The sequence below is a fragment of the Roseburia sp. AF15-21 genome (assembly GCF_003479505.1).
Classification (GTDB): Bacteria; Bacillota; Clostridia; order Lachnospirales; family Lachnospiraceae; genus Roseburia_C; species Roseburia_C amylophila.
In genome coordinates, this window is the sequence record NZ_QUHG01000005.1 from 211,103 (window position 1) to 234,934 (window position 23,832).

Here is a 23,832-nt window from a genome sequence, read left to right on the forward strand (position 1 = left end):
ACACAAAATTGATAAAGAGTTTGTCTATTCCCGAAAATAATGCTATACTTCAATCAGAAAAGTAAGCAGGAGGAAAGACAATGCCAATTGAATTTGATGTAAAAATAACAGCGAACGATATGTACCGGTTTAATATGTATCATATATATACCAGTTTTACCGGAATCTTTTCCATCTTGGCAGCGGTGCTTGGATTTGTAGCCGCAGTGGGAACCTATGGAAAGGTAGATACCATGTATACGGTGCTTTACATCATATTTGGCATTGTCTTTCTTTTTTATTTTCCATTAACCTTGAAAATGCGGGCGGCAAGACAGATTTCCATGTCAGAGGCACTGAAAAGTACACTGCATTATATGTTGGATGATGAAGGTGTCCATGTATCTCTGGGAGAAGAAAATGCCCTGCTGGAGTGGAAACAGATTTATAAAATGGTGTCAACAAAGCATAATGTTCTGATTTACAGCAGCCGCGTGAATGCATATATCCTGCCGATGGAAATTGTAGGCGGACAGTATGCAGCGTTGAAGGAACTGGCAGATAAGAATTTGAAGAAGCACCAGAATTGTATGAAGAAGAGATAGGAAGAAAAGTATATGGTATATGAAACATTTTCGGCAGAAGAAACAGAAAAGTTAGGCGAACAGATTGGACGGGAAGCAAAGCCGGGAGAAGTGTATACATTAATCGGAGATTTGGGAGTAGGAAAAACCGTTTTTACCCAGGGAATAGCCAAGGGTTTGGAGATAACAGAACCTATCTGCAGTCCGACTTTTACTATTGTGCAGGAGTATGAAGAAGGAAGAATGCCATTTTATCATTTTGATGTATACCGGATTGCGGATATTGAGGAAATGGATGAAATCGGCTATGAGGACTATTTTTATGGAAATGGTCTGACCATGATAGAATGGGCAAATCTGATTGAAGAAATTTTACCGGATCATTACCGGCAGATAACAATAGAGAAAGATTTGGAAAAAGGATTTGATTATCGCAGGATAACAATAGAAGAGGTGGAACGATGAAAATATTGGGATTGGACAGCTCCGGACTGGTAGCCAGCGTAGCAGTAGTAGAAGATGATGTGCTGTTGGGAGAATTTACTGTAAATTATAAGAAAACACATTCACAGACCTTGCTGCCAATGTTAGATGAACTTGCGAAAATGATAGAACTGGATTTGGATACATTAGATGCCATTGCAATTGCAGCGGGCCCGGGCTCATTTACCGGACTTCGGATTGGCTCTGCAACAGCAAAAGGATTGGGACTTGCACTGGATAAGCCGTTGATATCCGTACCGACCGTGGATGCACTGGCATACAACCTCTATGGGCATAGAGATATTATCTGTCCATTAATGGATGCAAGAAGAAACCAGACCTATACTGGTTTATATCAGTTTGAAGACGAAAAAATGCAGGTATTGTGCCCACAGTGCGTTGTGGGAATTGATGAGATTGTAGCAAAGATAAATGAAAACAATGCTCCGGTTGTATTTTTGGGAGATGGTGTCCCTGTATTTACCACTTATATAGAAGAAAACTGTAAAGTGCCATATTCCTTTGCACCGGCACATGTGAATAAGCAGCGTGCAGCAGCTGTTGCAGCTTTAGGAGAAGAATATTACAAAGCAGGTAAATTAGAATCTGCAGAAGAACACAAACCGGAATATCTGCGCCTTTCCCAGGCAGAACGCGAGAGGATGGAACAGCATGGAAATTCGTAGAATGTCAGAGGCAGATGTTTTTGATGTAGCAGCCATAGAGGCAAAAGTCTTTTCACAGCCATGGAGCGAGCAGGGATTTCGCGATGCTCTTGCCATGAACCATGTGATTTTTCTGGTGGCAGAAGAAGCGGGTTCCATCTTAGGATATTGTGGAATGTATATGGCATTAGATGAAGGTGAGATTACCAATGTGGCAATAAGTGAAGCCTGCAGAAACAGAGGTTATGGGGAACAACTAGTAACAGAACTAATGCAGCAGGGTAGAAAACATGGTATTAGCCGGTATGTTTTAGAGGTAAGGGTATCCAATGAGCCTGCTATTCGCCTGTATCAGAAACTTGGATTCTCTGTACTTGGAACTCGAAAGAATTTTTATGAAAAGCCCTCAGAGGATGCATATATCATGAGCAGGGTCCAGTAATTTCCACTGCAAATTTATTGGAATGGTTCTATAATGAAAGAGAACCACAAGATAAGAGACGGAGGATGCGAAATGGTTTGCAATTGTTGTGGAAAAGAAATCGAAGAACGAAAACAGGATTATATTTATATAGAAAAAGAATGGAATTATTTTTCTACTAAGGATGGTGTGAAAAGCAAACTGCGTGTATGCGAGTCCTGCTTTGATGAATGGACAAAACAGTTTGTGATACCGCCTTTAATGGAAGAAGTAACAGAAATTGTATAGAGAGCTGAGGAAATAGAATGTTAGATGTCTGTTTATTAGGAACCGGTGGAATGATGCCATTGCCATATCGCTGGCTGACTTCACTGATGACAAGATATAATGGCAGCAGTCTGATGGTTGACTGTGGCGAAGGAACCCAGATTGCAGTAAAAGAAAAAGGCTGGAGCTTTAAGCCGGTGGATATTATGTGCTTTACACATTACCATGCGGACCATATCAGCGGACTGCCTGGAATTCTTCTGACCATGGGAAATGCAGAACGAACGGAGCCACTGACGATGATTGGACCAAAGGGACTGGAACGTGTGGTAAATGCACTGCGTGTGATTGCACCGGAACTGCCTTTTGAGATTAAATTTATAGAACTGACGGAACCGGAAGAGACTATAGAATTAAAGGGATATACAATCCATGCATTCCGGGTGAACCATAATGTTACCTGCTACGGCTATACCTTGGAGATCCCAAGGGCTGGAAGATTTTCAGTGGAACATGCATTAGAACGGCAGATACCGCAGAAATACTGGAGCCGCCTGCAAAAAGGTGAAATTATTGAAGAAGAGGACAAGACCTATCTGCCGGAAATGGTATTAGGCCCGCCAAGAAAAGGCATCAAGCTGACATATTGTACTGATACCCGCCCGACGGAGAGCATTGCAAAAAATGCCAAAGATTCCGATTTATTTATCTGTGAAGGTATGTATGCAGAAAAAGAGAAACTTGCAAAAGCGAAACAATATAAACATATGACTTTTTATGAAGCAGCACATCTTGCCAAGGATGCCGGGGTGAAAGAAATGTGGCTTACCCACTTCAGCCCGTCCCTTGTAAGGGGCGAAGACTATATGGATGCTGTAAGGAAGATATATCCGAATGCATATTTAGGCAAAGATGGAAAGAGTGTTACACTGGATTTTGAGGAGGCGTAAACATGAAGAAACGTACAGCAGGCATAATTAAGACAGTTATTATAGGTGTGATTTGCGTTGGAATTGTGGTCGGATTTTATTATTATCTGACAAACCGCTCACCAAGAAGTGTGGAAACAACAGGAGAAACAGATGAGATAACCTCTGTTTTAAGTAAAAATTTAGAGAAGGATTATCCGGCGTCACCTCGTGCTGTAATCAAATATTATAATAGGATTCTGCTCTGCCTTTATAATGAAACTTATGATGATGAGCAGTACCAGAAGCTGTTGGAGAAGATGCGTGCACTGATGGATGAAGAGTTATTGGAAAACAATCCGCAGGATACATTTTCAACCCAGATGCAGAATGACATTGCGGCTTATAAAGCAGAAAGTAAGATTATAGCAACAGCATCTGTCTGCGATACAGATGAAGTGGCTTATAAGAAAGTAGAGGGAAGTGATTGTGCCTATGTGACGGCATCTTATTTCCTGCGCTCTACCAAGGCATATAACCGGGCTAACCAGGAATATGTGCTGCGTAAGGATGAGAATGGGGACTGGAAAATATTAGGATTTGTGGCACTGGAAGGAGACAATGGTGATGCAGAAAAATAAAGGAGATATTGCAATTCTTGCAATAGAAAGTTCCTGCGATGAGACTGCGGCAGCAGTTGTAGTAAATGGAAGGGATGTGAGATCGAATATCATTTCATCCCAGATTGCATTACATACCTTATATGGAGGTGTGGTTCCGGAAATTGCATCCCGTAAACATATTGAGAAAATTAATCAGGTAATAACAGAAGCAATGCAGGAAGCGCAGGCAGACTGGGCAGATATAGACGCAATCGGTGTAACTTATGGACCGGGATTAGTGGGTGCCCTCCTGGTTGGTGTGGCAGAAGCAAAAGCAATCAGTTATGCAAGAAATATTCCGCTGGTAGGTGTGCATCATATTGAGGGACACATCAGCGCAAATTATATTGAAAATAAAGAGTTAGAGCCACCATTTTTATGTCTTGTGGTATCCGGCGGTCATACACATCTGGTAAAAGTACTGGATTATGGAAAATATGAGATACTTGGAAGAACCAGGGATGATGCAGCAGGTGAAGCCTTTGATAAAGTGGCGAGAGCAATCGGATTAGGCTATCCGGGTGGACCAAAGATTGAAAAAGTAGCACATGAAGGAAATCCTCATGCTGTGGAATTCCCAAGACCGAAGATTGCAGATGGGGAGTATGACTTCAGCTTCAGTGGCTTAAAGTCTGCTGTTTTAAACCATCTGAACAGCTGTAAAATGAAAGGTATTGAGATTGTGCAGGCGGATATTGCAGCATCTTTCCAGAAAGCGGTTATTGATGTGCTGGTGGGAAATGCCATGCATGCCATTGAAAAATATCAGATTGATAAATTTGCTATTGCGGGAGGAGTGGCTTCTAATGGAACCTTAAGAGGAGCAATGGAAGAAGAGTGCCGGAAGAGAAATGTGGCATTTTATCATCCGTCGCCGATTCTCTGTACCGATAATGCAGCAATGATAGGTGCAGCAGCATATTATGATTACCGGGCGGGAATCCGTTCCGGACTTGATTTGAATGCAGTACCAAACTTAAAATTAGGAGAACGTTAATGGCAAAGTATACAGCAATCGTGCTTTCTGCGGGAAAAGGAAGCCGCATGGGAAGCTCTGTCCATAAGCAGTATCTGCTTCTTTGTGGGAGGCCGGTGATTTATTATACCCTTAAGGTATTTGAAGAAAGCCCGGTAGATGAAATCGTACTGGTAACCGGTGAAGGAGAAGAGGAATACTGCCGGAAAGAAATTGTAGAAAAATATAAATTGCATAAAGTAACGAAGATAGTAAAGGGTGGTAAGGAACGTTACCACTCTGTTTTTCAGGGCTTAAGTGCGTGTGAACATACGGATTATGTACTGATTCATGATGGGGCACGCCCGTTTATAGGGCAGGAAGTCATCCGACATACAATGGATGAAGTGCAGAAAAAACATGCATGTATTGCAGCTGTGCCGGTGAAGGATACCATAAAAAAGGTAGATGAAAATGGAAAAGTAGAGGATACCCCACCAAGAAAAAGCCTTTATACGGTACAGACACCGCAGGCATTTTCTTATTCCCTGATTTATGATTCTTATCAGAAGATGATAGCGGATGGAAGAGAAGATGTTACAGATGATGCAATGGTAGTGGAGGCGTATGGAAAAGTTCCGGTATATGTAATAGATGGTAGCTATCGCAACTTTAAGATTACAACACCGGAAGATTTGGAAATGGCAGAGTTTATGCTGAATGCAGGAAATCCTGGTAAAGGTGTATGTTCATAGAAAATAAACCATCCGGCATCAGTGGGAAATCAAATGGATATATTTTGAAATTTTGAAAAAATGGTAAGTTGTAAAATTGAAGTTAACAAGAGAAATTAATCTCATGTTGGCTTCAATTTTTTTTATGCCAAGAGCAGCATGTAGATGATTTTCTACATGCTGCTCTTGTTGGTTTAGGAGGAAAAACTATGGCAAGAAAACTGCGCCGCTTAACTTATGAAGACCGTTTAATACTTGAAAATATGCTTAAACAGGATACACCACTTGTAAAAATAGCGGAGGAAGTTGGTGTAACCAGGCAGTGTATTTACAAAGAACTTCAAAGAAATGGAAAATTAGAAAATAGAAGAAACTACAATGCTGACGAGGCTCAGAAACGTCTGCTTGCAAAGTGCTGATGTTAAAAAATATCAATACAACTTAAAACAATTATTTATTTCTTAGTTATAAAAAGTAGGACAAATGAAAAGGAGAACTTAGATGCTGCAGATTATAAAAGAATTAGGAAATATGAAGGGACATTCGGATGTTGAAATCATCGAACTCGAAGAATTAGGGCGTGTATCATTAAGCGGCTGGAATGGAGAAGAGTATTGCCGATGCTGGAAATGCAATGAAGATGGATATGAAAAAGAAAAAGGTAGTACAAGCTTCTGTTTAAAACCTAAATATGAACCAGATAGTATTGATGAAGAAACAGGAGAAGTACTCAGCTGGAATCGAATAGGCTTCGAATTGAAAATGTAGGACAAAATAGAAGCTCCCGTACCCCAGCAGGTAGAGGGACGGGCACTGTGAAATAGAATGGAAGCTCCATTGTCAGTCGGTGCCTATGATGTCGCTGGTTCGAATCCAGCCGGGAGCATTAAGCAATTGTGCTTAGTAATAAAAAAGCCGTACCGAAATCCGGTACGCAAGGAGGGTCATATGGTAACAATAACAATCAGTAACTTAAAAGGTGGTATTGGCAAAACTACATCAGCTGTAAACATTGCCTGGTCACTTGCTTACGAAGGAAAGCATGTATTAGTGGTGGACGCAGATCCACAATGCAATCTTACTCCTTTTTTCCAGCGGGATAATTCAAAGAGTCATACTATTGCAGATTTACTGGAAAAGCCGGAGAACTTCAGAAGTTGTATCTGTAGAAGTCGAATGAAGAACGTGGATATCATTAAAGGGTGCCCAGAAGTATTAGAAGCGGGAGAAGAAGAGGAAGCAGCATTATACAAAGCATTTCTCAATATCCAAGAAAAAAAGCGTGATGAATACGACTATATGATAATAGATACCCGTCCATCCTTTGGTGGATTGACAGAAGCTTCCATATATGCTGCAGATATACTTCTTACGCCGGTCTGTCTGGACAACTTCTGCAGGGATAATCTGACATTAGTGGACACTTACCTTGATTCCATACCGGAAAGGGTGCGCCCAGTATGGAAGGTATTTACTAATAAAGTGATTCCAAATCGTAAAGTTCAGAGGGTCATTTTTGAAGACCTTTATTCAAAACATGATTATCCAATAATGGAATCATGTATCAGAAGCTCTGAAACTGTAAATACAGCTCTACAGTTATACAAACCGATACAGAAGCATAGAAGTGGATGCCCTGTTTGTGTAGATTACATAAATCTTACTGATGAAATCAAAAACATTGCGATTGAAAGGAGTGAGGCGTAATGGCAACTCTTGGAGCTATGTTCGCCAACACAGGCGTAAAAAAAGCAGAGACACCGCCACAGAGAGTAACAAAGTGGATTCATTATACAAAGCTGAAAGACAATGCAGCACAGTATTGTAATGAAAGAGATAAGGACGAGATAATTGCACTTGCCGGATTGATTGATGCAGATAATGGTGTCTTGCAGCAAATATTGGTTCGCAAAATAAAAAACGACCAATATGAAATCATTGCAGGACATAAAAGACGAAGAGCATGTAAATATCTGGTTGAAGAAGAAGGCAAGAAACAATATGCATTTGTACCATGCTTTGTCGAAAATATAAGTGATGTAAAGGCAGAATTCCAATTATATTCATCTAACAGTCACCATGTAAAAACAGATTATGAAAAAATGCATGAATTGGAACGTATGAAATATCTGATTGAGACATATCCAGAGGAGTTTCCCCAAATACAAACAGGAAGAATGGTGGAAAGACTTGCTGCACAGCTGCAAATGAATAAAACCACTGTAGGCGAATATCTTACCATTTCCAAAAACCTTGGAGAAAATGCAAGGACTGCATTTGAGGATGGAACAATAAAGAAAAGTGCTGCAGTTGAAATGGCGGCACTTCCGGAAAAAGAACAGGATGCATTATTAAGTGCCGGAGTAACAGCACTGAAAGATATAAAAGCATATAAGGAAGAATGCTTAGAACCATCAGAGGAAGATATACGGCTTTTTTACGAACACTATATTCAGAATCATGATAAAAACAGAGCCGAATTAAAAGAATATCTTATCCGTTCATATGGAAAAAGACATTCGTGTGGAACGGGTGGAGTAATTGATTTTGATTGCTCACCAAAAGGAATTAAATTAGGAAAAAGTAAGGAAATTAGTTGGACTAAATTTATTAATAAGATTAATGAATACTACCCAGTACATGAAAAAGAAGAAACTGTAAGGGTAAAAGAAAAGATAACAGATGCAAAGTGTATTAACGCACCGGATTCCGGTAGACGCAATGAAACAGAAAATATCATTCCAGGACAGCTTTGCGTAACGGATGTTGATATGAATGTAGAAGAAGATATACCGGTAGAAGACAAGGAGGAATACACACCGAAGTATTTTCTTAACGAACAAATTGAAAAATTGGAAAAAATGGAAAAGGCTGTAGCATTTGCTCCAACAGTAATTCAATCGACTATAAAAACATTGGAAAGACAAAGGATGATTGTAAAAGCACTTACAGCTTTTTCGGCAAATACAGAAACTGCCAATATTAAAGAAAAAACGGTAAAACTGATGCAGCCAGAGCTTCCCAAATTCCATAATACAGAGGAACGCAGAACTTGGCTTGAAAACTATAAAGACTGGGGTGTCTGGTACACAGATAATAGAATTGGAGTAACTTATTATAAATATGAATTCCCGGACGAAACAGTATTAATTGCAGAAGAGTATAAGTCGGATTATTCAAAATATGGTAATGCTTTTTTTCACTTGGTTGGTGGACCAAAGAAAAGGGAAAAGAACAGCTATGGAGTACCTAGATATCCATATCATGAACGGTATTGCAGACATTCTGATAGTATTACGGAATTAATAGAGTTTTTAAAAGCAATACAGAAGTAACCAGGATTCTTCGTATGCATCCGGGAAGCAGTATCCCGGATGCATGGCGTATCCGCAAAGGAAAAGAATCTTTTTGTACCGGAATCCGGTACAACATATGACCCCATCCCGGCTGCAGTATACTGTGGTCGGGATACAAAAGGCTCAAAAGGAGTAGCGGTTTTATGGAAATGAAAATGACAAAGATGACAGAGGACAGAGTAAAAAACATCCTTCGATTCCGGAATTCTAAATTAAAAAATATACATCAAAAAATGATTTCTCTTTATGAAGATGCAAATGATACTGATTCAGTGCTGGAGACAGTGGCACTGCCGGCTCAAAACATAAGCGGAATGCCAGGAGCAAGGGGAGAACACAAAGACCTCGGAAATGTGCTAATCAGTTATCAAAACGAACTTTATCGGAGAAATGCTGAGATTCGGGAAATGATGTGGGCACTTTCGCAGGAAGAGCAATCGATAAACCGGGTGTGGGCTTGCTTCCATGTGCTGGAGGAACCTTATTATGATATCCTCCGGCGCTTATATGTTGTCGGAGAATTATATCAAACGGTAGAGCATGAAAGCGGATTGACACACAGTTATTTTGATAAGAAAAGGATGGAAGGCTTGCAGCTTATTATTGCATATTATGAAAGCGGCGAAAGCATATCAAACCTCATGTACAAATATCGAAGTAAAAAAAAGAGTAGCAAAAAGGAAAAGAAAAAGATGCAGAATAGCTTTCGGCAAATAAGTCTGGAAGATTTAATGAAGGGAGATAACCAATAGGATGAATAAAGCTCATAAAGTGGATAAAGAAATTAAATTTTTGATAATTATAATCATGATTGGCATTATATTTGGAGTCCTTATAGTTAAAGAAATATATAGCATTGAGATTGCTAATAGGAACGCTAGAGTTTCTGAACGTTTGGAAGATATTACTAAAGCTGGATATGATGAATGTACGTTATATGGTGATGATTTGTTTGTATCTGAAGGAAAAATGTATATGTACAAGTATGATGCAGATGGTCGGGTGCATATTTTTTATATAAATGATGTTGCAGAAAAATAGAGGAGATATTGAAACTTATCAAAATGATAAAAGGGGGTGTTCTAACAATGGCGAATGTTGAAATGATGATGACGATAGTAGCCATTTCTTTTGCTTCCATTTTATTTATTATCTTTATAATGGAGATTATGAAAGAACTTATGAAAAAGCCGAGTGAAACAAATATGACTGTATTTATATGCTGTTTAACATTAATGTTAATGCTTGCAATTATGTTGGGGGGCTGTGCAAAATGCATTAATACAGAAACGTCAACTGTACAGGTAAAAGTAACGAATGCATATCATAAAGCTTCTTATACAACGATGCATTATAGCCCTGCAACCAAAACAATGCTGCCACAAACACATGCAGCAATTTACAAAATTACTGTTGAATATGATGGCACAGAATACGATATTCGGGGTAGAGATACATATTACAAATATTCAGATTCTATTGGAAAGTCTGTTAATGGCATATTAGAAACAAAGAAATATGATGATGGGACAGTAAAGTATAATATTGTTGACTTAGAGTAATGTATCTGATGGAAAGCTGTATACGTATAAGTATGATAAAGATGGTCAGCTTCACGTTTTTATAAAGAGGATGTTAAAGAAAAACAAATAGCGAGGAGAAATGATAATGAAATGGATATCAGTAAATGAAAAGTTGCCGCCAGAACCAGTTAATCAGGTAGATACGCTGGACAAGATTATGGAAGCTATTGAGGCAGAAGAACTTGTTGAATATCTGGTAGTAATTGATGGAGCTGAGAAGGCAACCACCTTATATTATACCGGAGATGGAGAATTTTTCGATGCGGTAACACAAGACCTTTATCCAGTAATTGCATGGGAAGAGTTGCCAGGTGTTCCTGATAGTTATGTAGAAAAATCTTTAGTAAACCAAGAAACAGAGATAATTGAAAATAAATCTGAAGAAACTGGGAAGGAAGAATATTTTAGTGATAAAGAATATGAAAAGAAGCAGTTGTTCGATGTAAGTGTAATGATTGGTTGCTTAATAATCAGATGGATAACTAAATATTATAGTGTAAGTCTAATTTGTGACTGCTTCATGGTGATAGTTTTGATTGATTTTTTGACCAATAAAAATATTTACCAACAAAGGAAGAAACGAAAATGAAGATAATAAAAGTATCTACAGACTTGAAAATAGAGGAATGTGATTTCCTGAAAATGAATTATCAAGAGCAATTAAAGATAGTAAATAATCTTATCGGTAACGGATGCAGCTCATATGAAATTGTTTATCCGGTAAGGCTTTATACCGAACTTGGAATGAGTAATAACCCGGATATAGAACCGAATAAAAGTGTATGCATGTTGGTGGATGAAGAAGGATTATCCAAGGGCATTGATATAAATATAGTAGGAAGCTATCTTTATCGAACCGATTTGCATGGAAATCCAATAGCAGGGAACGTTGTATTTGCTGGATTGACCAGACGAGACGGAGTTCTTCAAATATCTGCTCTTCAGGATGATATTGAAAAAGAGCTTATGTTGAAACTGACATATTTGATAATATCGTTCAACTGGTTATTAAATCCTTAAGGACGGAAAAGGGAACCCAGTATATCTGGATGAACTTGAGCCGGACAGAGGTAACATGAACACAGAAATTTTTCCGGATAAAAAACGAAATAACGATTAAAGCAAGGAGGAGTAAATAGTGACAGTTTTTGTTATCATACTGTGTAGTTTTAGTAGTTTTATAAGCGGAATATGGTTTTTTTTAGGGTTTGATGCTTGGATGGAATCTAAAGAGGAATTTGACGCCTATTTACGCTCAAAGAGTATTACATGTTTCAAAAGATCCATTTTGATATTTTGCTACAGTATTACGTTAAATTTACTTTGGTTTACATTTGGTAAATAGTATCTAAGATAACCTAGAAAGGAAATAAATGAGTAATTTAAAAAACAAATTAACATATGGTATTTCGCATAGTGAAGAAACTGGAACAGAAAACGAAGAAACCGAAACTGGACTTGAATTTACAAGAAAAGATGAAATAGTATTTGTTTTGTATGGAATTTTTGTATTCATAATGAGTTATCCAGTAGGCAAGATATTTATAAGAGAAGAAGAGCATCCGCTTTTGGAATTGGCATTTGGTTCCGCAGGAACAAAAGTTCTAACTTCTGTAGGAAGATTCATAATGGGATATATATGTATTACTATCGTAGTTGGAGTAATTTTATTAATTATATTATTAATAACATTAATCATAGAAAAGAGGGAAAAAGGTTGAACCACATACCATTTTGGGAGCATCTTTTAACGGAAAGGTAATCAATATGATAGAGAGATTATTACATTGGATTCTAAGAAGCAGAATTAAGAGCTGCAAACATTGTTGTATATGGTGTGAATATTACAACGAGTGCAGGTGGGATAAAATAATATAATTTGAACATAGGAAGGTTAATACTAATGGATGATAGCTATATTGTAAAAGGGATTGCTACAGGGGTTATTTCTTATGTAGGCTCTATAATATAAACATGTAGGTTGTGAAAAAATGAGAAATTCAAAAAAGAACAAAATTATAATTGTTGGTAAAAACGGAACCGGAAAATCGTTCAAAGCTTTAGAATTGGCTTTGAAAAAGAAGGGTATAACCATTATATGCAATGGAGGCACAGACAAAAACCGTTATGAAGATGACTTTCCTTGTCTAAAAGAATATGAGGATAAGGATAGCCATTATAGTTTTACAGTTGAAAAAGACGGAAAATATTACATTTGTGCAAAGGATTATAAGTCTACCGCCACTGAATTTGTAAATGCACTAATACTTGGATGCGGTTATGGAAACCTTGGACACGATAAAAATGCAACTGTTGTTTACGACGATAGTGCCTGGGGAGCAAGCAAAAATAATATACTCACTTTATGGAAACTCTCTCATGTGGATTGCAATATTATTATTACAGCCGATTCGCTTAGTGAAATTCTCAAAGTCAGACCAAGCGAGTTATCTGAAAAAATGATTGAAGATATTTATACATATTGGGATGTTATCTGTTTGTAAAAAGCACGTTGAACGATACACCATTTGGAGAGTATTGTTCAACATATGAGCATGATTTAAGAGAGATTAGTAAATGACATTAGAAATATGTGTTTCATTTCATTTGGAAGGAGAGTTTACTATGTGCATGTATTGTGAAAGAAGAACAGATGTAAAATTTGGATGGAAACAACCGAAACTTCCATACCATAGTAATAATATAAGCGAAGATAGACTGAATGGAAATGTATTGGAAAATGATAAATGGGATGGTGTTATCCATGATTACCAGACCGCTACTCCCGAATTGATTTTAATTTGTCCTGGTTATTTTAATGGCGAAGGTGTTGGTACTATTTACATTCCTATTAAGTATTGTCCTGAATGTGGAAGAAAATTGGGAAAATAAAATCATATGAAGCGATGATTTCTTTAGTTGAATGATACACTATTTTGATAATATCGTTCAACAGACGGAATCCCATATACAGAATAGGGAGGTGCACATGATTATAGTATCACAGAACAAAGAGAGGGTGCTATGGTTCGGGAGAGCTTTCAATGCACTGGAGTATAACGAGGACATCAGCAAGAAAGGCAAGCAGGAAATCATCAGACACACAATCTGTATTTCGGACAGCTGTCTTGAAGAAATCGCAGAGTACGACAGCAAGGAAAGGTGTCTGGCAGTCCTAAAGGATTTCTGCGGAGCATACGAGGAGGAATGTTACACAAATGAATTTTTCGACCAGTCAGCACAGGCACAAAGACCAGCGACTTATCGAAAGAACATTGTGTATCAGTTTCCAAAAAAGTAAGAGGCTACTATGGCGAGAAAAACAGAGAGAGGAAATATGGAAAGATATTTAGTTAAAAGGCTATTTATCAGTATGCGAAGAAAAAAATAAAAAAGGAGGACATAAACATGTTAAATAATGTAATTGAAATGGGGTACATAGTAGAAAACCCGGAGTACAAAACAAGCCGGAAGGATCCAGAAAAAGAAGTGTCTTATGCAAAATATCGCATAGGTGTTGAGCGTGAGTATGGAGAGAAGGGAAAACGACCAGTAGACTTCCTTACATGTAAAGCGTTTGGTTCTGCAGCACGTTTTGCACATGAAAACTTTCAAAAAGGCGACCTGGTTGTTGTACAGGGAAGAATGGTATCAGAATCATATGGAAGCGAAAATGATAAGAAGTTTTTTGTCGGCATTCAGGTTGAAAAAAATTATATTGCAAGAAAAAAACAGAACCAGGATGGAAGAGCAAGGCAGCTTGACGCTTCGGAAGACCATGCTGGAGCATTCATTCCAGAGCCGCCAATGTTGGAAATAGAAGAACCGGAAATACCGGATGACCTGCCACCATTGCCTTAAAAGGAGGTACTTATATATGTGTGATTGTATTTCAAAAGATGAAATTTTATCACCAGATGATTATGGATTTTTATATGGACAATTAGAATGTAACAAGATTCCGGCGGATATTTATGACAAGATAATGGAAGGTGACGAATTTACGGAAGAAGAGGAAAGACGGATAAAGGACATTATTGAAAAAGAAAAGGCGAAAATTCAAGAAGAGAGGAAGAAAGGTATTAAGGAATGCTGGTGTGATAGTTGCGAGTATTGTGAGGGATATCTGCATAAAACAAGAAAGTCCTTTATATGTAATCATCCGGACTACGAATATATTAGAAAGTATTTTAAAGAACATAATATACGAAAGATGGAAGGTTTTATTGGATTTGGAGAAAAATTCTCTGATATTCCCAAAAATAAAACAACCCCAAGATGGTGTCCGGAAAATTGTGCTGAAAGGTTATTGAGAAAGAAGCAGCACATTGCCTTAAAAAAGGAGGAGTAAGATGATAAGTTTGGCAGAGTTGTATGCTAATCTTGCAATAATTGGATTGGTATTAGCTACAGCACTAACAACAACATTAATGATTTTATCATATGGCTTGCTGAAGAAATATAAAAATGTGGAAAAGCTGGTATCGAAATGCAAGAAAATAAAACCGAAGAAGAGGAAAGACGGATAAAGGACGTTATTGAAAAAGAAAAAGAGGAAATTCAAGGAAATAGAAAATGTTAGAAATTGAAGAATTAATTCTGAAAGAAACACCTTTTTTATCAATAAAAGATATTACTCAAGAAGAATGGGTGGCACTAGACTATGAATTAGAAGTATATGACAGAGCAGGCAAAGATTATGATTTGAAGAAGCTTCCAATGTTGCCATTTATTTTGCGGGAAATACATAATAACGAGACAACTTTTTTTAATATTCCGGGTTTTATTCGAGATGGTTTTCAATTTCGAAAACTTGTTGCGATATACAATCCAAGATTAAAACGCATATTAAAGAAAAGGGAGGACATGGAAATGAATAGAGTAGAGACAACGAAGTTTCTCGGAGAATTGCTCAAAAGTAGTCGGCTTAGTGGAATTGGGAAGTATTGGGCAAGCGAAGTGAGTATTGATGCATTCACATCTGCTGGAAAAGGCGGTCGAGTGGATTTTATGCAGTTTGAGCCACCAAATCAATGTTCGGTTGGAGCATTGGAAAAGGGAATATTCATATGCTATGAGGTTAAGAGTTGCAAAGAGGACGTATACAGCGGCAACGGTTTGAACTTTTATGGAGAAAAGAACTACATAGTGACAACCATGCAGTGTTACAGAGATATTTTACCAAATCTGAAAGATGGAACATTCACAGAGCATCTACGAAAAACAAATCCGGATTCATCCACAAACTTCGGAATAATGGTTGCAGTACCAATTATGATAGAACAGTATCAGGAATTTAAAAAACCTACACCAATATCAAAAGATATATCATGGAGATTGGAAGTAATACAACCGTGTACCTATGGAAGCAGAAAGAAATCGCTGACAGAAATGTTGTTTTATATGGTAAGGAGCGGACACTAAATATGGTAATGAATGTTCAAAAACTGGTGGTGCTGTTAATTGCACTATTTCTCACAATGCGATTGTTATATTTAGAAGTAAATAGTCATATTAAAAATGATGCAGAAAAGGATAGTATTTATGCCTTGATATATTGGCTTATGCATATAAATGTAATAATTCTTTATTATGGCAGTTATGTATTAGAATCCAACAGAGTTTTTTCTATGCCAGGAGACATTGGGTTTGTTATACTGTTTACTCTTCCAATGTTGCTAACACTTAAGGATTGTGTGAGAAGAAAAAAGTAGTAATACTTTTAAAATTTAAGTAAATATGAGTGGTGAAAAAATGGGTAATTTAAATGAACTAAATGATATATTGTTTGAACAATTAAATACACTTAGAAATACTGGTAAATCTGAGGAAGAACGGGAAAAGACCTTTGCAGAAAATAAAGCTATTGTAGATACTGCAGAATGCATTTTAAAAAATGCAAGGTTGCAATTGGATGTAATGAAGTTTGCAAGTGATTTTACCGATATTGGCAGTCAAAACAAGGGACTCATTCCAAAAGATGATATTCCATCAATATTTGGTATACAGCAAAAATCATAATATGCGGAGCAAGTGACATGGGATGCAATAAAAGTCCGTTTACGGAAGAACAAAAGAAGTTTATAAAAAAACACTATAAAGGCGTTTCCGTAGAACATTTAATAGATTTGCTTGAAGTAGAGTATGGAATCCGTTTTAAAAAACATCAAATTACACATTTTAAATTTGAAAACGGACTAAAAGCTTACGATCCACTATTTGGTGGGGAGGTAATCCAGTATATTTTAAAAATATACAAAGGTAAGAGCATGGAAACAATAACAGCAATGGTTAATGAAAAATTCTGCACAAAATATACCGTAAAGCAGATAAAAACTTTTTTACAAAAGCGGCATTTGAGGACGGGTTATCGCCAAAGAACATATCAGCATGGTGATGAGGTAATGAGAGATGGATATGTTTATATTAATATAAATGGAAATTTTGTAAAAAAAGACAGATATATTTTAAAAACCGCAGGAGTTGAAGTTTTACCTGGAAGTAAAATTAAACATTTGGATGGAGACCAATTGAATTGCGATTTGAAAAATCTAGCAATAATCTCTGGAAGTGAGAATTTATATTTGAATACAAACAATATGAATACATCAGATAGAGAGTTTAACCAATGCGCAATCACCCTGGCAAAGTTGAACAGCCAGGTAAAAGAAATGGGGAAGGATAAAAATGTATAAATCTAATAATTGGAAGAAAATGCATCATATTCCTATCAAATCAAAAACTATAAATGGCTATGAAATTAAAATCATAAAGCTAAATGAATATTGTTCACCCAGAAGCAAGAAGAAAAAGAAAAAGTTTCGCCTTAAGCATTGCTTTACACCAAATTATAAAGATATATTAGCGCTTATGGAAAGGAACAGAAATATGGCAAAAGAAAAGAAAAAAGAATTATTACCTGGTTATCACTGGGAATGCAAATATTGTGATGGAAGACTTGCAAAGCAGAGTCCATATGAAGAAAAGAAATTTATGGTATGTGCTTCCTGTGGAGCAGAATGGGAAGACTGCAAAATACCAGTTCCAGATGAAAGCATCTGGTAATGAAAAAATAACATTATTTTTTTCAAAATCGTACATATTGTAATTAGAACAGCAACAAGGAGCAGTGTAAATGAAAGTCAGTTATGAAATCATTGATAAACTTCATAAACTGAATAGAGTGGAATGGGACCTTTTCCTTTATATTGTAAAGGCTGAAGACCAGGCAACCGGAAAAGTAGAGGGTGTTTTCTACCTGGATGTGATGAGACATACAGGCATGTGTAAACAGTCTTTTTATAATGCGCTTCGTGGACTGCAGGAAAAGAATGTTATAACCTGTGAAAAGAATAGTGAAGTGGATTATGATATTGTTATTCCAGGAAATGCATTTCCAAATGAGCAGTCATTGACCAGAGGATATGTGAGTCTGAACAGGAAAGCTTTTCATAGCAAGTCTTTCCAGGCACTTAAGCCATATGAAAAGTACCTTCTCATGTATTTCTTGAAATGCACACATGAGGGCAGAGGAAGCATGAAAATAGGTTTTCACCGGTTTTACGAGAAATTCACGAAGCTGCTCCACATAAGCGAAAAGGTATTGCGTTCGTACTTGCATTCATTAAAGAAATTTTTCTCCATTGGATTAAAGGATGGAAAGTACTATATAACATATCTGCATTCAGCATTTAAGCAGCTTGCAGCGGGAGATGCTGCATGGAAATCAGAACGAAGCTGGTACCTCGAAGGTCTGATAAAAAAAGAGTGTCACCGGCAGCATATATCCTATGATGAAACTAGCATAAAGGATGTGGCATATCTCCCAGTACAGTATCAGTATTATGAAGAGAAAAAGTCATTGATGGAAAAGGTAAAGAGCTGCATCCAGCAGAGCATTTCCGGCATAAAATATTCGGAAAGAACTTTGGAAAATAAGTTCGTACATAAATTATTGAAAAAAGCGTTAGGAGTCCCTGAAAGCATGTAAAATCATGCGGACAGGGAAATGTTGTGGTGCAATAAAAAAGTCAATTCTGGGGCAATCTACGAGGTCACAGCGGCATTTAGAAACAAAATAATAGGAATAAATGAGTAGAGCAGGGCATACACTGAAAAAGAAGAGTGTATGCCCTGATTTTTGTGGTTATAGTAGTCTAAAAAGGCGGACATCTATAATAAAGTGGTCTAAAAAGCAAACCGTATTTTTAAAAGCAGAAAAACCGGTCTAAAAACAACGACATATGCCGGTATATATAGTCTAAAAATGTGGATGGTGGATAAATCCGGAAGGCCTTATTTTATGCGGAAAAAGAGGTTGTTTTGCCGCCGAGCATATTCTTTCCTATATATTTATTCCACCCGATGTGTATGCATACATATTATTTCTACCGGAATCCGTTCCGGATTGCCTTGAAACTAACGACCAGGCGTTGCCTGATTAATTGATTGCAGCAAGCTGCTTATGTTATGGTGGGACTTAACGTATAAACACCTGCAGATAAGGACAGTTCTCTAACGAGAACTCCCAGTCATGGAATATATGAAGTAAATGAAGCGGATAAAACGAAGTTTTTTTACATCAGAGCAATATTAAGGTCAAACGTACCGGAATCCGGTACAAACGAATAGGTGGATTAAAGAGGACTAGCAGTGATAATACGGATTATGGTATTATATAATCAGAATAAAAGGAAATTCTGGTGCAGCGAAAAAACTGCAGATAGAGTTTCTTTTTTTGTTGTCCAACTTTATAAGGAACTGCCGCTGGCAGCTCCTTGTGGAAAAAATAATATCGAAGGAGACGAGGCAAATGAAAGAATTGACAGAATTGACAGTTAAATTTCTACTTGATGAAGATATGTTAGAGGAGCTGGAAGAACTGCAGCGAGGATTTCATGAATGGAAAAATAAAGATGGAGAGTATCCGTTCAAGGATTTTTCGCTGGAAAAGACATTTAATGCCGTAATGATATCAGGCTCAAAAACTTATGTGAGAGAAAAAATTAATTATGCTAAATTTCAGATTGGACTTATTGACCGTGATACTTATATAAAGAAAGTGTCAGAAATCCTGACTCCGGAAGAAAAATCACCGGTGCCGCCGGCACAGATGGAAAAGGCTCACCGCCCCAGAAAGCCGGAACACAAAGGTCCAAAGTTATAATTTATGATAAGAAAGCTGCAGCATAGTTGTAATATATGATGCAAAAGCTATCTTTCTATATGAAAATATGCTATATTTTATTTAATTCAAATTAGTTGTGAGGTGGATAGAATGGTTTTAGATTATATGGACAAGGACAAACTTTCAACTAAAATTTATGTGGACTATAGCGATGAGAGCGTAAGAATAGAGAATTTCACGGATGATTTAATAGCAAAAGCATTTGGAAACAATGAGACTCCTACATTCTCTGATTATGAAAAATTTCTTGAAAGCCGCTGCTTCCCAAGAAATCGGGACCATGTAAAGTGGATACTGCGTGATTTGGGATTGGACAGTTATGACCCTTTAGCAATTGTCAAAAAGACTGCCGGCAGGATGGCAGAGGATGATATGTGGATTAAGTTTGTGGAGGAATAATTATGTATGTTTTTAATAATACAGATGGTTCGACAGGTTCCGGTTATTCATCAAAAGGAAATCAGCTAAAGTTTGGTATTGATAATAAATGGTATAAGGCAGATTTCCTGGGATATGAAGGAGCAGCGGAATATGCAGCATCTAAATTACTGGAACAGTCAAATATTATGGAATATGTGCCGTATCAGTTGGAAATGATTGCATATAATGGACATTCTTTTAATGGATGCGTTTCAAATAACTTCCTGCAGCCGGGACAAAGACTTATTACTGCAGAGAGGCTATATCAGGCGTACTATAATAAGTCGGTAAAAGAGGTATTGGAAAAGAGTTCATTACAGGATAGAATCCCCAAGTTTGTTGAAGATGTAAAGAATATTACCGGACTGGAAAATTTTGGAAAATATATAACGATTCTTCTGGAATTTGATGCATATATACTGAATGAAGACCGGCATTTTCATAATATTGCTGTAATTCAGAATGAGGATAAGAGTTTTTCGTATTGTCCTGTATTTGATAATGGAGCAGCGTTTCTTTCAGACACCAGAAATGATTATCCATTAGAAAAAAACACCTATGGTTTGATATCTGGAGTAAAGGCAAAACCTTTTTCCAACGATTTTGATAAACAGGTAGAATGCTGCCGTAAGCTGTATGGAACGCAGTTTAAAGTAAAGCAGTTTAATATGAAAGAAGCAACAGCTGAAATTAAAGAAATGTATGGAGATAAGGTTTACACAAGAATCTGTGAAGTTGAAGAACATCAGAAAATGATGTATCCGGAATTTGTTTCGAATGATATAAAGCCGGTGAGTTTTAATGATATGTTTTCAGAAGAAAAGAAAGAAACCATGAAAAATAAAATACATCAGAAGAAACCGAGAAGTCCCAAATTATAAAAGGATCCAATCTGCAGCATAGCAGAAAGGGTTCTTTTTTTGTGCCAGGAGCATGTACCGGAATCCGGTACAGCAGATAAAAAGAAAGCTATTAACCAGGTTCATGCGGATTTATTCCGTTTGACATATCACGACTGTCACATGAAAGCCAGGCAATTACTTCCCGGCTTGATGCCGGGAAGGGAAAGGAGAAAAATAAGTGAAAGAAATTAACAATATTGCAGATACGACTGGTCGGGCAACATACAAGATAATTCCGACAAAGATTGCACCGGATATGGAGCAGTTATATTTTGAAATGAAGGATAATGAGCATGTATTCCAGATAGGAATAAAAACAATACTGGAATGTATTCTTTTCGGAGTAAAAGAAAAACAGCTTCCAGAACTTCCACTTGCATGGTATACTGAAATCTGTAGCAGATATGATATACCATTGTCAGAGTTGATAGGAGAAGAGTAGATGAAAAATTTCGTACTGTACAGTTCTTCAGAGATACCGCATAAAATTTCAAAGGAAGAATTTGAAAAATATACAAAGAACCAATTTCCTTTTAAACAGAATTATGGCGGGAAAATTTGTTATTATGCGACCTGTCCGGAGTGTGAAAACCCAATACAAATTAGAGGGCTGTATACTAGTGAAAGAAAATATGGAGCACATACTGGGAAAAATATAATTGGTTTTAATCCATTTAATTATGAAAATTATATTTATTGTCCAAGAGCAGTAAAGGGAAAACATGTCAAAAAAGAAGAAAGAAAAGAGATAACCACTAAAAAGGACATTGCAGTTTACAATACAGTCAGGGATAATTTTGATTTAGCGGTTGCTTTTGCAAAAAAACACTTGGGTTATTATATTTCGGATAAAAAAGCAAAAGAATGCCTAAAAAATTACTATGCATCACAAGGTTGGTTATATCCTCATAGTACAGTAAATAATATTCCATTTATGCTTTTCTATTTACAATCTGCGATTAATCCATATGGATTATGGATTAGGAAAGGAAGCGAATTAGAAAAAGCAATTTTAAAAGTAAAGGATTTAAAACTGGAAGTTATTGTTGGAAATAAATATTATAATAAGCTATTACCAAATAGCAGTCGCTATATGTGGCTTACTATGATGCTCTGGCATCACCAGTTTAAAGAAGATGAAGATGGTCATCTTCATGAATCCATTAATATAGAGATTAGTAAGGATATGGGTAAAAAAGTGGATATGCAAGAATGGCAAACGCTTGTTGAAAAGCAGATTCCAATACCAGAGTTAGAATTTGTAAAGTTTATAAGCTCAAAAACATTATGTAGAAATAAAGCCTTACAGGATTATGCGCATACGTTGATGCCTCCTATTTAGAAATTTCTCTCCAATTTTGTCATTCTGCACAATCAGCTGCAGTGGATCACCAGCTCATCCAGCTACTCTGTTATGGAAAATGCTAAAAATGTCCAGATATCCGGACAATTATCTGAAAACTTATTGACAATACCTCTCAATGAGATATAATGAAGATGAGAAGAGAAATCATTTGGAAGGAGAGAGCCATATGAGTTTAACGGAGATACCAATTGAAGTAAGAAAACTTAGAGATGAGACAGGATTAAGCCAAAACCGGTTTGCTGCATACTTTGGAATACCGTGCCAAACGTATCAGCAGTGGGAAAGAAAGGAGAGAACCCCATCTCCGTATATTCCACAAATGATGGACTATATCATTAAACTGGAAAAGAAAGTAGGAGAACTGGAAGAAAAAGTAGCTTCTTTAGAGAAAGAAAAAGAAGCTGACCAGGAACCGGACGTACCGGAATCCGGTACAATCGAATAGGTGGACTAAAGAGGACTATCTATCGAAAGTGAAACATGTTATATTATAATTGACAAAAAAAGAAAAGCTGATGGGAGGAATCATTATGAAGAAAAGATTAGCGATGATTGTAACAATGTTGATGGTAACAGTAAGTATGGCAGCCTGCGGCGGGAAAAAAGATACTACCGCTGATAAGGAATCTGTTATAAATACAGAAGCTACCGAAGAGGTGGCGGAGACAGAAGAGCCGGCAACGGAAGAAGTGGAAGCAGCTACAGAAACAGAAGAGCCGGAAACAGAGGCAGTTGCAGAGCAGGAGACCACTGGAAAACTGGAGAGTAATACTTCCAGTGCAGAGAATACTGCAGCACAGCCTTCTGACAATAATACAAGCAAATCAAATAAGAGCAATAGCAATTCCGGTAACAAGGAAAGTGCAGGCAGTACTGCATCAACCGGAACAACTACCAGTAATTCCAGTGGAACAACTGGAAGCAGCAATAGCAACACCAATGCTTCTGCCAATAGTGCAGCTCCGGCACATGTCCATACCTGGGTGCTGCATGAAGGCAGCGGTCATTATGAGACACAGGTAGTGAAGGAAGCCTGGGACGAGCCGGTGTATGAAACTCAGGCAAGAAGTATATGCAATCAGTGTGGAGCAGATATTACAGATAATATAGATGAGCATTTTATGTATGCGATAAATAATGGACTAGATTGTGGTGGATGGCATATTGAGTATATTAAAACACAAACTGGTGTACAGCATCACGATGCAGAAACTAAGCAGGTTTATGTACAGGATGTAGCACCTTATGCACAGTGCAGCGGATGTGGAGAAATTGGACCGGTAGGTTCCGGCATATCCATTAATTAAAGAAATAGATTTTATATAAAGATGGTAAGAGAAGGATTCAAGGTGATTTTACT

39 protein-coding genes and 1 tRNA gene are annotated in these 23,832 nt (G+C 37.2%); all 40 read left to right on the forward strand.

Features of this window, described 5'->3' with window-relative positions:
- Positions 1-80 precede the first annotated feature (80 nt).
- Positions 81-584: a YcxB family protein gene (locus DWW33_RS09325; RefSeq protein WP_117947710.1), complete on the forward strand. Its 504-nt coding sequence runs from the start codon at positions 81-83 to the stop codon at positions 582-584.
- A 12-nt stretch (positions 585-596) separates the two neighbouring features.
- A complete protein-coding gene (tsaE, locus tag DWW33_RS09330; RefSeq protein ID WP_022243540.1) occupies positions 597-1,028 on the forward strand; it encodes a tRNA (adenosine(37)-N6)-threonylcarbamoyltransferase complex ATPase subunit type 1 TsaE in 432 nt (143 codons plus the stop codon).
- On the forward strand, positions 1,025-1,732 hold the full coding sequence (tsaB, locus tag DWW33_RS09335) for a tRNA (adenosine(37)-N6)-threonylcarbamoyltransferase complex dimerization subunit type 1 TsaB (RefSeq protein WP_022243539.1): 708 nt from the start codon (positions 1,025-1,027) through the stop codon (positions 1,730-1,732). The genes tsaE and tsaB overlap by 4 nt, the downstream gene beginning before the upstream one ends.
- Entirely contained in the window at positions 1,719-2,153 is a 435-nt protein-coding gene (gene rimI, locus DWW33_RS09340; protein WP_117947709.1) for a ribosomal protein S18-alanine N-acetyltransferase, read from the forward strand. Before tsaB ends, rimI begins: the two co-directional genes overlap by 14 nt.
- 72 nt (positions 2,154-2,225) lie before the next feature.
- On the forward strand, positions 2,226-2,420 hold the full coding sequence (locus DWW33_RS09345) for a hypothetical protein (RefSeq protein WP_117698929.1): 195 nt from the start codon (positions 2,226-2,228) through the stop codon (positions 2,418-2,420).
- A 17-nt stretch (positions 2,421-2,437) separates the two neighbouring features.
- On the forward strand, positions 2,438-3,349 hold the full coding sequence (locus DWW33_RS09350; protein ID WP_022243536.1) for a ribonuclease Z: 912 nt from the start codon (positions 2,438-2,440) through the stop codon (positions 3,347-3,349).
- A 2-nt stretch (positions 3,350-3,351) separates the two neighbouring features.
- Complete coding sequence (locus DWW33_RS09355) at positions 3,352-3,948, forward strand: DUF6715 family protein (protein ID WP_118639338.1); 597 nt, start codon at positions 3,352-3,354, stop codon at positions 3,946-3,948.
- On the forward strand, positions 3,935-4,966 hold the full coding sequence (gene tsaD, locus DWW33_RS09360) for a tRNA (adenosine(37)-N6)-threonylcarbamoyltransferase complex transferase subunit TsaD (RefSeq protein ID WP_022243534.1): 1,032 nt from the start codon (positions 3,935-3,937) through the stop codon (positions 4,964-4,966). Before DWW33_RS09355 ends, tsaD begins: the two co-directional genes overlap by 14 nt.
- Positions 4,966-5,679 carry a 2-C-methyl-D-erythritol 4-phosphate cytidylyltransferase gene (gene ispD, locus DWW33_RS09365; protein WP_118639339.1) on the forward strand — a complete coding sequence of 238 codons (714 nt, stop codon included), beginning with the start codon at positions 4,966-4,968 and terminating at the stop codon, positions 5,677-5,679. Before tsaD ends, ispD begins: the two co-directional genes overlap by 1 nt.
- A gap of 188 nt (positions 5,680-5,867) precedes the next feature.
- Positions 5,868-6,077: a helix-turn-helix domain-containing protein gene (locus tag DWW33_RS09370; RefSeq protein ID WP_118639340.1), complete on the forward strand. Its 210-nt coding sequence runs from the start codon at positions 5,868-5,870 to the stop codon at positions 6,075-6,077.
- An 82-nt stretch (positions 6,078-6,159) separates the two neighbouring features.
- Entirely contained in the window at positions 6,160-6,426 is a 267-nt protein-coding gene (locus DWW33_RS09375) for a hypothetical protein (RefSeq protein ID WP_118639341.1), read from the forward strand.
- A gap of 12 nt (positions 6,427-6,438) precedes the next feature.
- Positions 6,439-6,544 (forward strand) — tRNA-His (locus tag DWW33_RS15680).
- Between the two features lie 62 nt (positions 6,545-6,606).
- Positions 6,607-7,365 (forward strand): ParA family protein, encoded by a 759-nt coding sequence (locus DWW33_RS09380; protein WP_158577469.1) that lies wholly within the window; start codon positions 6,607-6,609, stop codon positions 7,363-7,365.
- Entirely contained in the window at positions 7,365-8,993 is a 1,629-nt protein-coding gene (locus DWW33_RS09385) for a ParB/RepB/Spo0J family partition protein (protein ID WP_118639343.1), read from the forward strand. Before DWW33_RS09380 ends, DWW33_RS09385 begins: the two co-directional genes overlap by 1 nt.
- 164 nt (positions 8,994-9,157) lie before the next feature.
- The gene (locus DWW33_RS09390) at positions 9,158-9,766 is read left to right on the forward strand and encodes a hypothetical protein (protein WP_118639344.1); all 609 of its coding nucleotides are present in this window, start codon (positions 9,158-9,160) and stop codon (positions 9,764-9,766) included.
- Between the two features lies 1 nt (position 9,767).
- Entirely contained in the window at positions 9,768-10,055 is a 288-nt protein-coding gene (locus tag DWW33_RS09395) for a hypothetical protein (RefSeq protein WP_118639345.1), read from the forward strand.
- A 47-nt stretch (positions 10,056-10,102) separates the two neighbouring features.
- Entirely contained in the window at positions 10,103-10,576 is a 474-nt protein-coding gene (locus tag DWW33_RS09400; RefSeq protein ID WP_118639346.1) for a hypothetical protein, read from the forward strand.
- A gap of 106 nt (positions 10,577-10,682) precedes the next feature.
- Positions 10,683-11,186, forward strand: coding sequence for a hypothetical protein (locus DWW33_RS09405; RefSeq protein WP_118639347.1), 504 nt, complete (start codon positions 10,683-10,685; stop codon positions 11,184-11,186).
- Positions 11,183-11,617, forward strand: coding sequence for a hypothetical protein (locus DWW33_RS09410; protein WP_118639348.1), 435 nt, complete (start codon positions 11,183-11,185; stop codon positions 11,615-11,617). The genes DWW33_RS09405 and DWW33_RS09410 overlap by 4 nt, the downstream gene beginning before the upstream one ends.
- Before the next feature lie 353 nt (positions 11,618-11,970).
- Complete coding sequence (locus tag DWW33_RS09420) at positions 11,971-12,318, forward strand: hypothetical protein (protein ID WP_118639350.1); 348 nt, start codon at positions 11,971-11,973, stop codon at positions 12,316-12,318.
- Between the two features lie 270 nt (positions 12,319-12,588).
- Positions 12,589-13,101, forward strand: a complete 513-nt coding sequence (locus DWW33_RS09425; RefSeq protein ID WP_118639351.1) for a hypothetical protein — start codon at positions 12,589-12,591, stop codon at positions 13,099-13,101.
- A 73-nt stretch (positions 13,102-13,174) separates the two neighbouring features.
- Complete coding sequence (locus DWW33_RS09430) at positions 13,175-13,489, forward strand: hypothetical protein (protein WP_147404709.1); 315 nt, start codon at positions 13,175-13,177, stop codon at positions 13,487-13,489.
- Positions 13,490-13,586: 97 nt separating this feature from the next.
- Positions 13,587-13,898, forward strand: a complete 312-nt coding sequence (locus DWW33_RS09435) for a hypothetical protein (protein WP_118639353.1) — start codon at positions 13,587-13,589, stop codon at positions 13,896-13,898.
- A 107-nt stretch (positions 13,899-14,005) separates the two neighbouring features.
- Positions 14,006-14,458 (forward strand): single-stranded DNA-binding protein, encoded by a 453-nt coding sequence (locus DWW33_RS09440; protein ID WP_118639354.1) that lies wholly within the window; start codon positions 14,006-14,008, stop codon positions 14,456-14,458.
- 124 nt (positions 14,459-14,582) lie between these two features.
- Entirely contained in the window at positions 14,583-14,948 is a 366-nt protein-coding gene (locus DWW33_RS09445; protein ID WP_147404710.1) for an LIC_10091 family protein, read from the forward strand.
- A 1-nt stretch (position 14,949) separates the two neighbouring features.
- Positions 14,950-15,126 carry a hypothetical protein gene (locus tag DWW33_RS15685; RefSeq protein ID WP_158577470.1) on the forward strand — a complete coding sequence of 59 codons (177 nt, stop codon included), beginning with the start codon at positions 14,950-14,952 and terminating at the stop codon, positions 15,124-15,126.
- Between the two features lie 46 nt (positions 15,127-15,172).
- Complete coding sequence (locus DWW33_RS09450) at positions 15,173-16,021, forward strand: hypothetical protein (protein ID WP_227710312.1); 849 nt, start codon at positions 15,173-15,175, stop codon at positions 16,019-16,021.
- 2 nt (positions 16,022-16,023) lie between these two features.
- Entirely contained in the window at positions 16,024-16,311 is a 288-nt protein-coding gene (locus DWW33_RS09455; protein WP_118639356.1) for a hypothetical protein, read from the forward strand.
- Between the two features lie 40 nt (positions 16,312-16,351).
- A complete protein-coding gene (locus tag DWW33_RS09460; RefSeq protein WP_147404711.1) occupies positions 16,352-16,618 on the forward strand; it encodes a hypothetical protein in 267 nt (88 codons plus the stop codon).
- Between the two features lie 17 nt (positions 16,619-16,635).
- Entirely contained in the window at positions 16,636-17,292 is a 657-nt protein-coding gene (locus tag DWW33_RS09465; RefSeq protein ID WP_118639358.1) for a hypothetical protein, read from the forward strand.
- A 193-nt stretch (positions 17,293-17,485) separates the two neighbouring features.
- Entirely contained in the window at positions 17,486-17,662 is a 177-nt protein-coding gene (locus DWW33_RS15690; protein ID WP_158577471.1) for a hypothetical protein, read from the forward strand.
- A gap of 70 nt (positions 17,663-17,732) precedes the next feature.
- Positions 17,733-18,587 (forward strand): hypothetical protein, encoded by an 855-nt coding sequence (locus DWW33_RS09475; RefSeq protein ID WP_118639360.1) that lies wholly within the window; start codon positions 17,733-17,735, stop codon positions 18,585-18,587.
- Between the two features lie 662 nt (positions 18,588-19,249).
- Positions 19,250-19,438, forward strand: a complete 189-nt coding sequence (locus DWW33_RS15570; protein ID WP_147404712.1) for a hypothetical protein — start codon at positions 19,250-19,252, stop codon at positions 19,436-19,438.
- Positions 19,410-19,763, forward strand: a complete 354-nt coding sequence (locus DWW33_RS09480) for a hypothetical protein (RefSeq protein WP_118639361.1) — start codon at positions 19,410-19,412, stop codon at positions 19,761-19,763. Before DWW33_RS15570 ends, DWW33_RS09480 begins: the two co-directional genes overlap by 29 nt.
- Positions 19,764-19,874: 111 nt before the next feature.
- Positions 19,875-20,183 carry a hypothetical protein gene (locus DWW33_RS09485; protein ID WP_118639362.1) on the forward strand — a complete coding sequence of 103 codons (309 nt, stop codon included), beginning with the start codon at positions 19,875-19,877 and terminating at the stop codon, positions 20,181-20,183.
- 2 nt (positions 20,184-20,185) lie between these two features.
- Entirely contained in the window at positions 20,186-21,085 is a 900-nt protein-coding gene (locus DWW33_RS09490) for a hypothetical protein (RefSeq protein WP_118639363.1), read from the forward strand.
- 199 nt (positions 21,086-21,284) lie between these two features.
- Positions 21,285-21,548: a hypothetical protein gene (locus DWW33_RS09495; protein ID WP_118639364.1), complete on the forward strand. Its 264-nt coding sequence runs from the start codon at positions 21,285-21,287 to the stop codon at positions 21,546-21,548.
- Positions 21,549-22,448 (forward strand): hypothetical protein, encoded by a 900-nt coding sequence (locus tag DWW33_RS09500; RefSeq protein WP_118639365.1) that lies wholly within the window; start codon positions 21,549-21,551, stop codon positions 22,446-22,448.
- A 190-nt stretch (positions 22,449-22,638) separates the two neighbouring features.
- Positions 22,639-22,917 carry a helix-turn-helix domain-containing protein gene (locus tag DWW33_RS09505; RefSeq protein WP_158577472.1) on the forward strand — a complete coding sequence of 93 codons (279 nt, stop codon included), beginning with the start codon at positions 22,639-22,641 and terminating at the stop codon, positions 22,915-22,917.
- A gap of 85 nt (positions 22,918-23,002) precedes the next feature.
- A complete protein-coding gene (locus tag DWW33_RS09510; protein ID WP_118639367.1) occupies positions 23,003-23,779 on the forward strand; it encodes a hypothetical protein in 777 nt (258 codons plus the stop codon).
- The last annotated feature ends 53 nt before the right edge of the window (positions 23,780-23,832 follow it).

Bases quoted from the DNA above. Each gene is read 5' to 3' on its own strand.
- DWW33_RS09490 (WP_118639363.1), top strand. From the start codon at position 20,186: ATGTATGTTTTTAATAATACAGATGGTTCGACAGGTTCCGGTTATTCA.
- DWW33_RS09430 (WP_147404709.1), top strand. From the start codon at position 13,175: ATGACATTAGAAATATGTGTTTCATTTCATTTGGAAGGAGAGTTTACT.
- DWW33_RS15690 (WP_158577471.1), top strand. From the start codon at position 17,486: ATGGCAAAAGAAAAGAAAAAAGAATTATTACCTGGTTATCACTGGGAA.
- DWW33_RS09505 (WP_158577472.1), top strand. From the start codon at position 22,639: ATGAGTTTAACGGAGATACCAATTGAAGTAAGAAAACTTAGAGATGAG.
- DWW33_RS09420 (WP_118639350.1), top strand. From the start codon at position 11,971: ATGAGTAATTTAAAAAACAAATTAACATATGGTATTTCGCATAGTGAA.
- DWW33_RS09440 (WP_118639354.1), top strand. From the start codon at position 14,006: ATGTTAAATAATGTAATTGAAATGGGGTACATAGTAGAAAACCCGGAG.
- DWW33_RS09485 (WP_118639362.1), top strand. From the start codon at position 19,875: ATGGTTTTAGATTATATGGACAAGGACAAACTTTCAACTAAAATTTAT.
- DWW33_RS09345 (WP_117698929.1), top strand. From the start codon at position 2,226: ATGGTTTGCAATTGTTGTGGAAAAGAAATCGAAGAACGAAAACAGGAT.
- DWW33_RS09475 (WP_118639360.1), top strand. From the start codon at position 17,733: ATGAAAGTCAGTTATGAAATCATTGATAAACTTCATAAACTGAATAGA.
- DWW33_RS09375 (WP_118639341.1), top strand. From the start codon at position 6,160: ATGCTGCAGATTATAAAAGAATTAGGAAATATGAAGGGACATTCGGAT.
- DWW33_RS09400 (WP_118639346.1), top strand. From the start codon at position 10,103: ATGGCGAATGTTGAAATGATGATGACGATAGTAGCCATTTCTTTTGCT.
- DWW33_RS15685 (WP_158577470.1), top strand. From the start codon at position 14,950: ATGATAAGTTTGGCAGAGTTGTATGCTAATCTTGCAATAATTGGATTG.
- DWW33_RS09445 (WP_147404710.1), top strand. From the start codon at position 14,583: ATGGAAGGTGACGAATTTACGGAAGAAGAGGAAAGACGGATAAAGGAC.
- DWW33_RS09510 (WP_118639367.1), top strand. From the start codon at position 23,003: ATGAAGAAAAGATTAGCGATGATTGTAACAATGTTGATGGTAACAGTA.
- DWW33_RS09450 (WP_227710312.1), top strand. From the start codon at position 15,173: ATGTTAGAAATTGAAGAATTAATTCTGAAAGAAACACCTTTTTTATCA.
- tsaD (WP_022243534.1), top strand. From the start codon at position 3,935: ATGCAGAAAAATAAAGGAGATATTGCAATTCTTGCAATAGAAAGTTCC.
- DWW33_RS09435 (WP_118639353.1), top strand. From the start codon at position 13,587: ATGATTATAGTATCACAGAACAAAGAGAGGGTGCTATGGTTCGGGAGA.
- DWW33_RS09350 (WP_022243536.1), top strand. From the start codon at position 2,438: ATGTTAGATGTCTGTTTATTAGGAACCGGTGGAATGATGCCATTGCCA.
- DWW33_RS09425 (WP_118639351.1), top strand. From the start codon at position 12,589: ATGAGAAATTCAAAAAAGAACAAAATTATAATTGTTGGTAAAAACGGA.
- DWW33_RS09395 (WP_118639345.1), top strand. From the start codon at position 9,768: ATGAATAAAGCTCATAAAGTGGATAAAGAAATTAAATTTTTGATAATT.
- DWW33_RS09380 (WP_158577469.1), top strand. From the start codon at position 6,607: ATGGTAACAATAACAATCAGTAACTTAAAAGGTGGTATTGGCAAAACT.
- DWW33_RS09370 (WP_118639340.1), top strand. From the start codon at position 5,868: ATGGCAAGAAAACTGCGCCGCTTAACTTATGAAGACCGTTTAATACTT.
- tsaB (WP_022243539.1), top strand. From the start codon at position 1,025: ATGAAAATATTGGGATTGGACAGCTCCGGACTGGTAGCCAGCGTAGCA.
- DWW33_RS09385 (WP_118639343.1), top strand. From the start codon at position 7,365: ATGGCAACTCTTGGAGCTATGTTCGCCAACACAGGCGTAAAAAAAGCA.
- DWW33_RS09460 (WP_147404711.1), top strand. From the start codon at position 16,352: ATGGGTAATTTAAATGAACTAAATGATATATTGTTTGAACAATTAAAT.
- DWW33_RS09500 (WP_118639365.1), top strand. From the start codon at position 21,549: ATGAAAAATTTCGTACTGTACAGTTCTTCAGAGATACCGCATAAAATT.
- DWW33_RS09455 (WP_118639356.1), top strand. From the start codon at position 16,024: ATGGTAATGAATGTTCAAAAACTGGTGGTGCTGTTAATTGCACTATTT.
- DWW33_RS09405 (WP_118639347.1), top strand. From the start codon at position 10,683: ATGAAATGGATATCAGTAAATGAAAAGTTGCCGCCAGAACCAGTTAAT.
- ispD (WP_118639339.1), top strand. From the start codon at position 4,966: ATGGCAAAGTATACAGCAATCGTGCTTTCTGCGGGAAAAGGAAGCCGC.
- DWW33_RS09390 (WP_118639344.1), top strand. From the start codon at position 9,158: ATGGAAATGAAAATGACAAAGATGACAGAGGACAGAGTAAAAAACATC.
- rimI (WP_117947709.1), top strand. From the start codon at position 1,719: ATGGAAATTCGTAGAATGTCAGAGGCAGATGTTTTTGATGTAGCAGCC.
- DWW33_RS09480 (WP_118639361.1), top strand. From the start codon at position 19,410: ATGAAAGAATTGACAGAATTGACAGTTAAATTTCTACTTGATGAAGAT.
- DWW33_RS09325 (WP_117947710.1), top strand. From the start codon at position 81: ATGCCAATTGAATTTGATGTAAAAATAACAGCGAACGATATGTACCGG.
- DWW33_RS09465 (WP_118639358.1), top strand. From the start codon at position 16,636: ATGGGATGCAATAAAAGTCCGTTTACGGAAGAACAAAAGAAGTTTATA.
- DWW33_RS09355 (WP_118639338.1), top strand. From the start codon at position 3,352: ATGAAGAAACGTACAGCAGGCATAATTAAGACAGTTATTATAGGTGTG.
- DWW33_RS09410 (WP_118639348.1), top strand. From the start codon at position 11,183: ATGAAGATAATAAAAGTATCTACAGACTTGAAAATAGAGGAATGTGAT.
- tsaE (WP_022243540.1), top strand. From the start codon at position 597: ATGGTATATGAAACATTTTCGGCAGAAGAAACAGAAAAGTTAGGCGAA.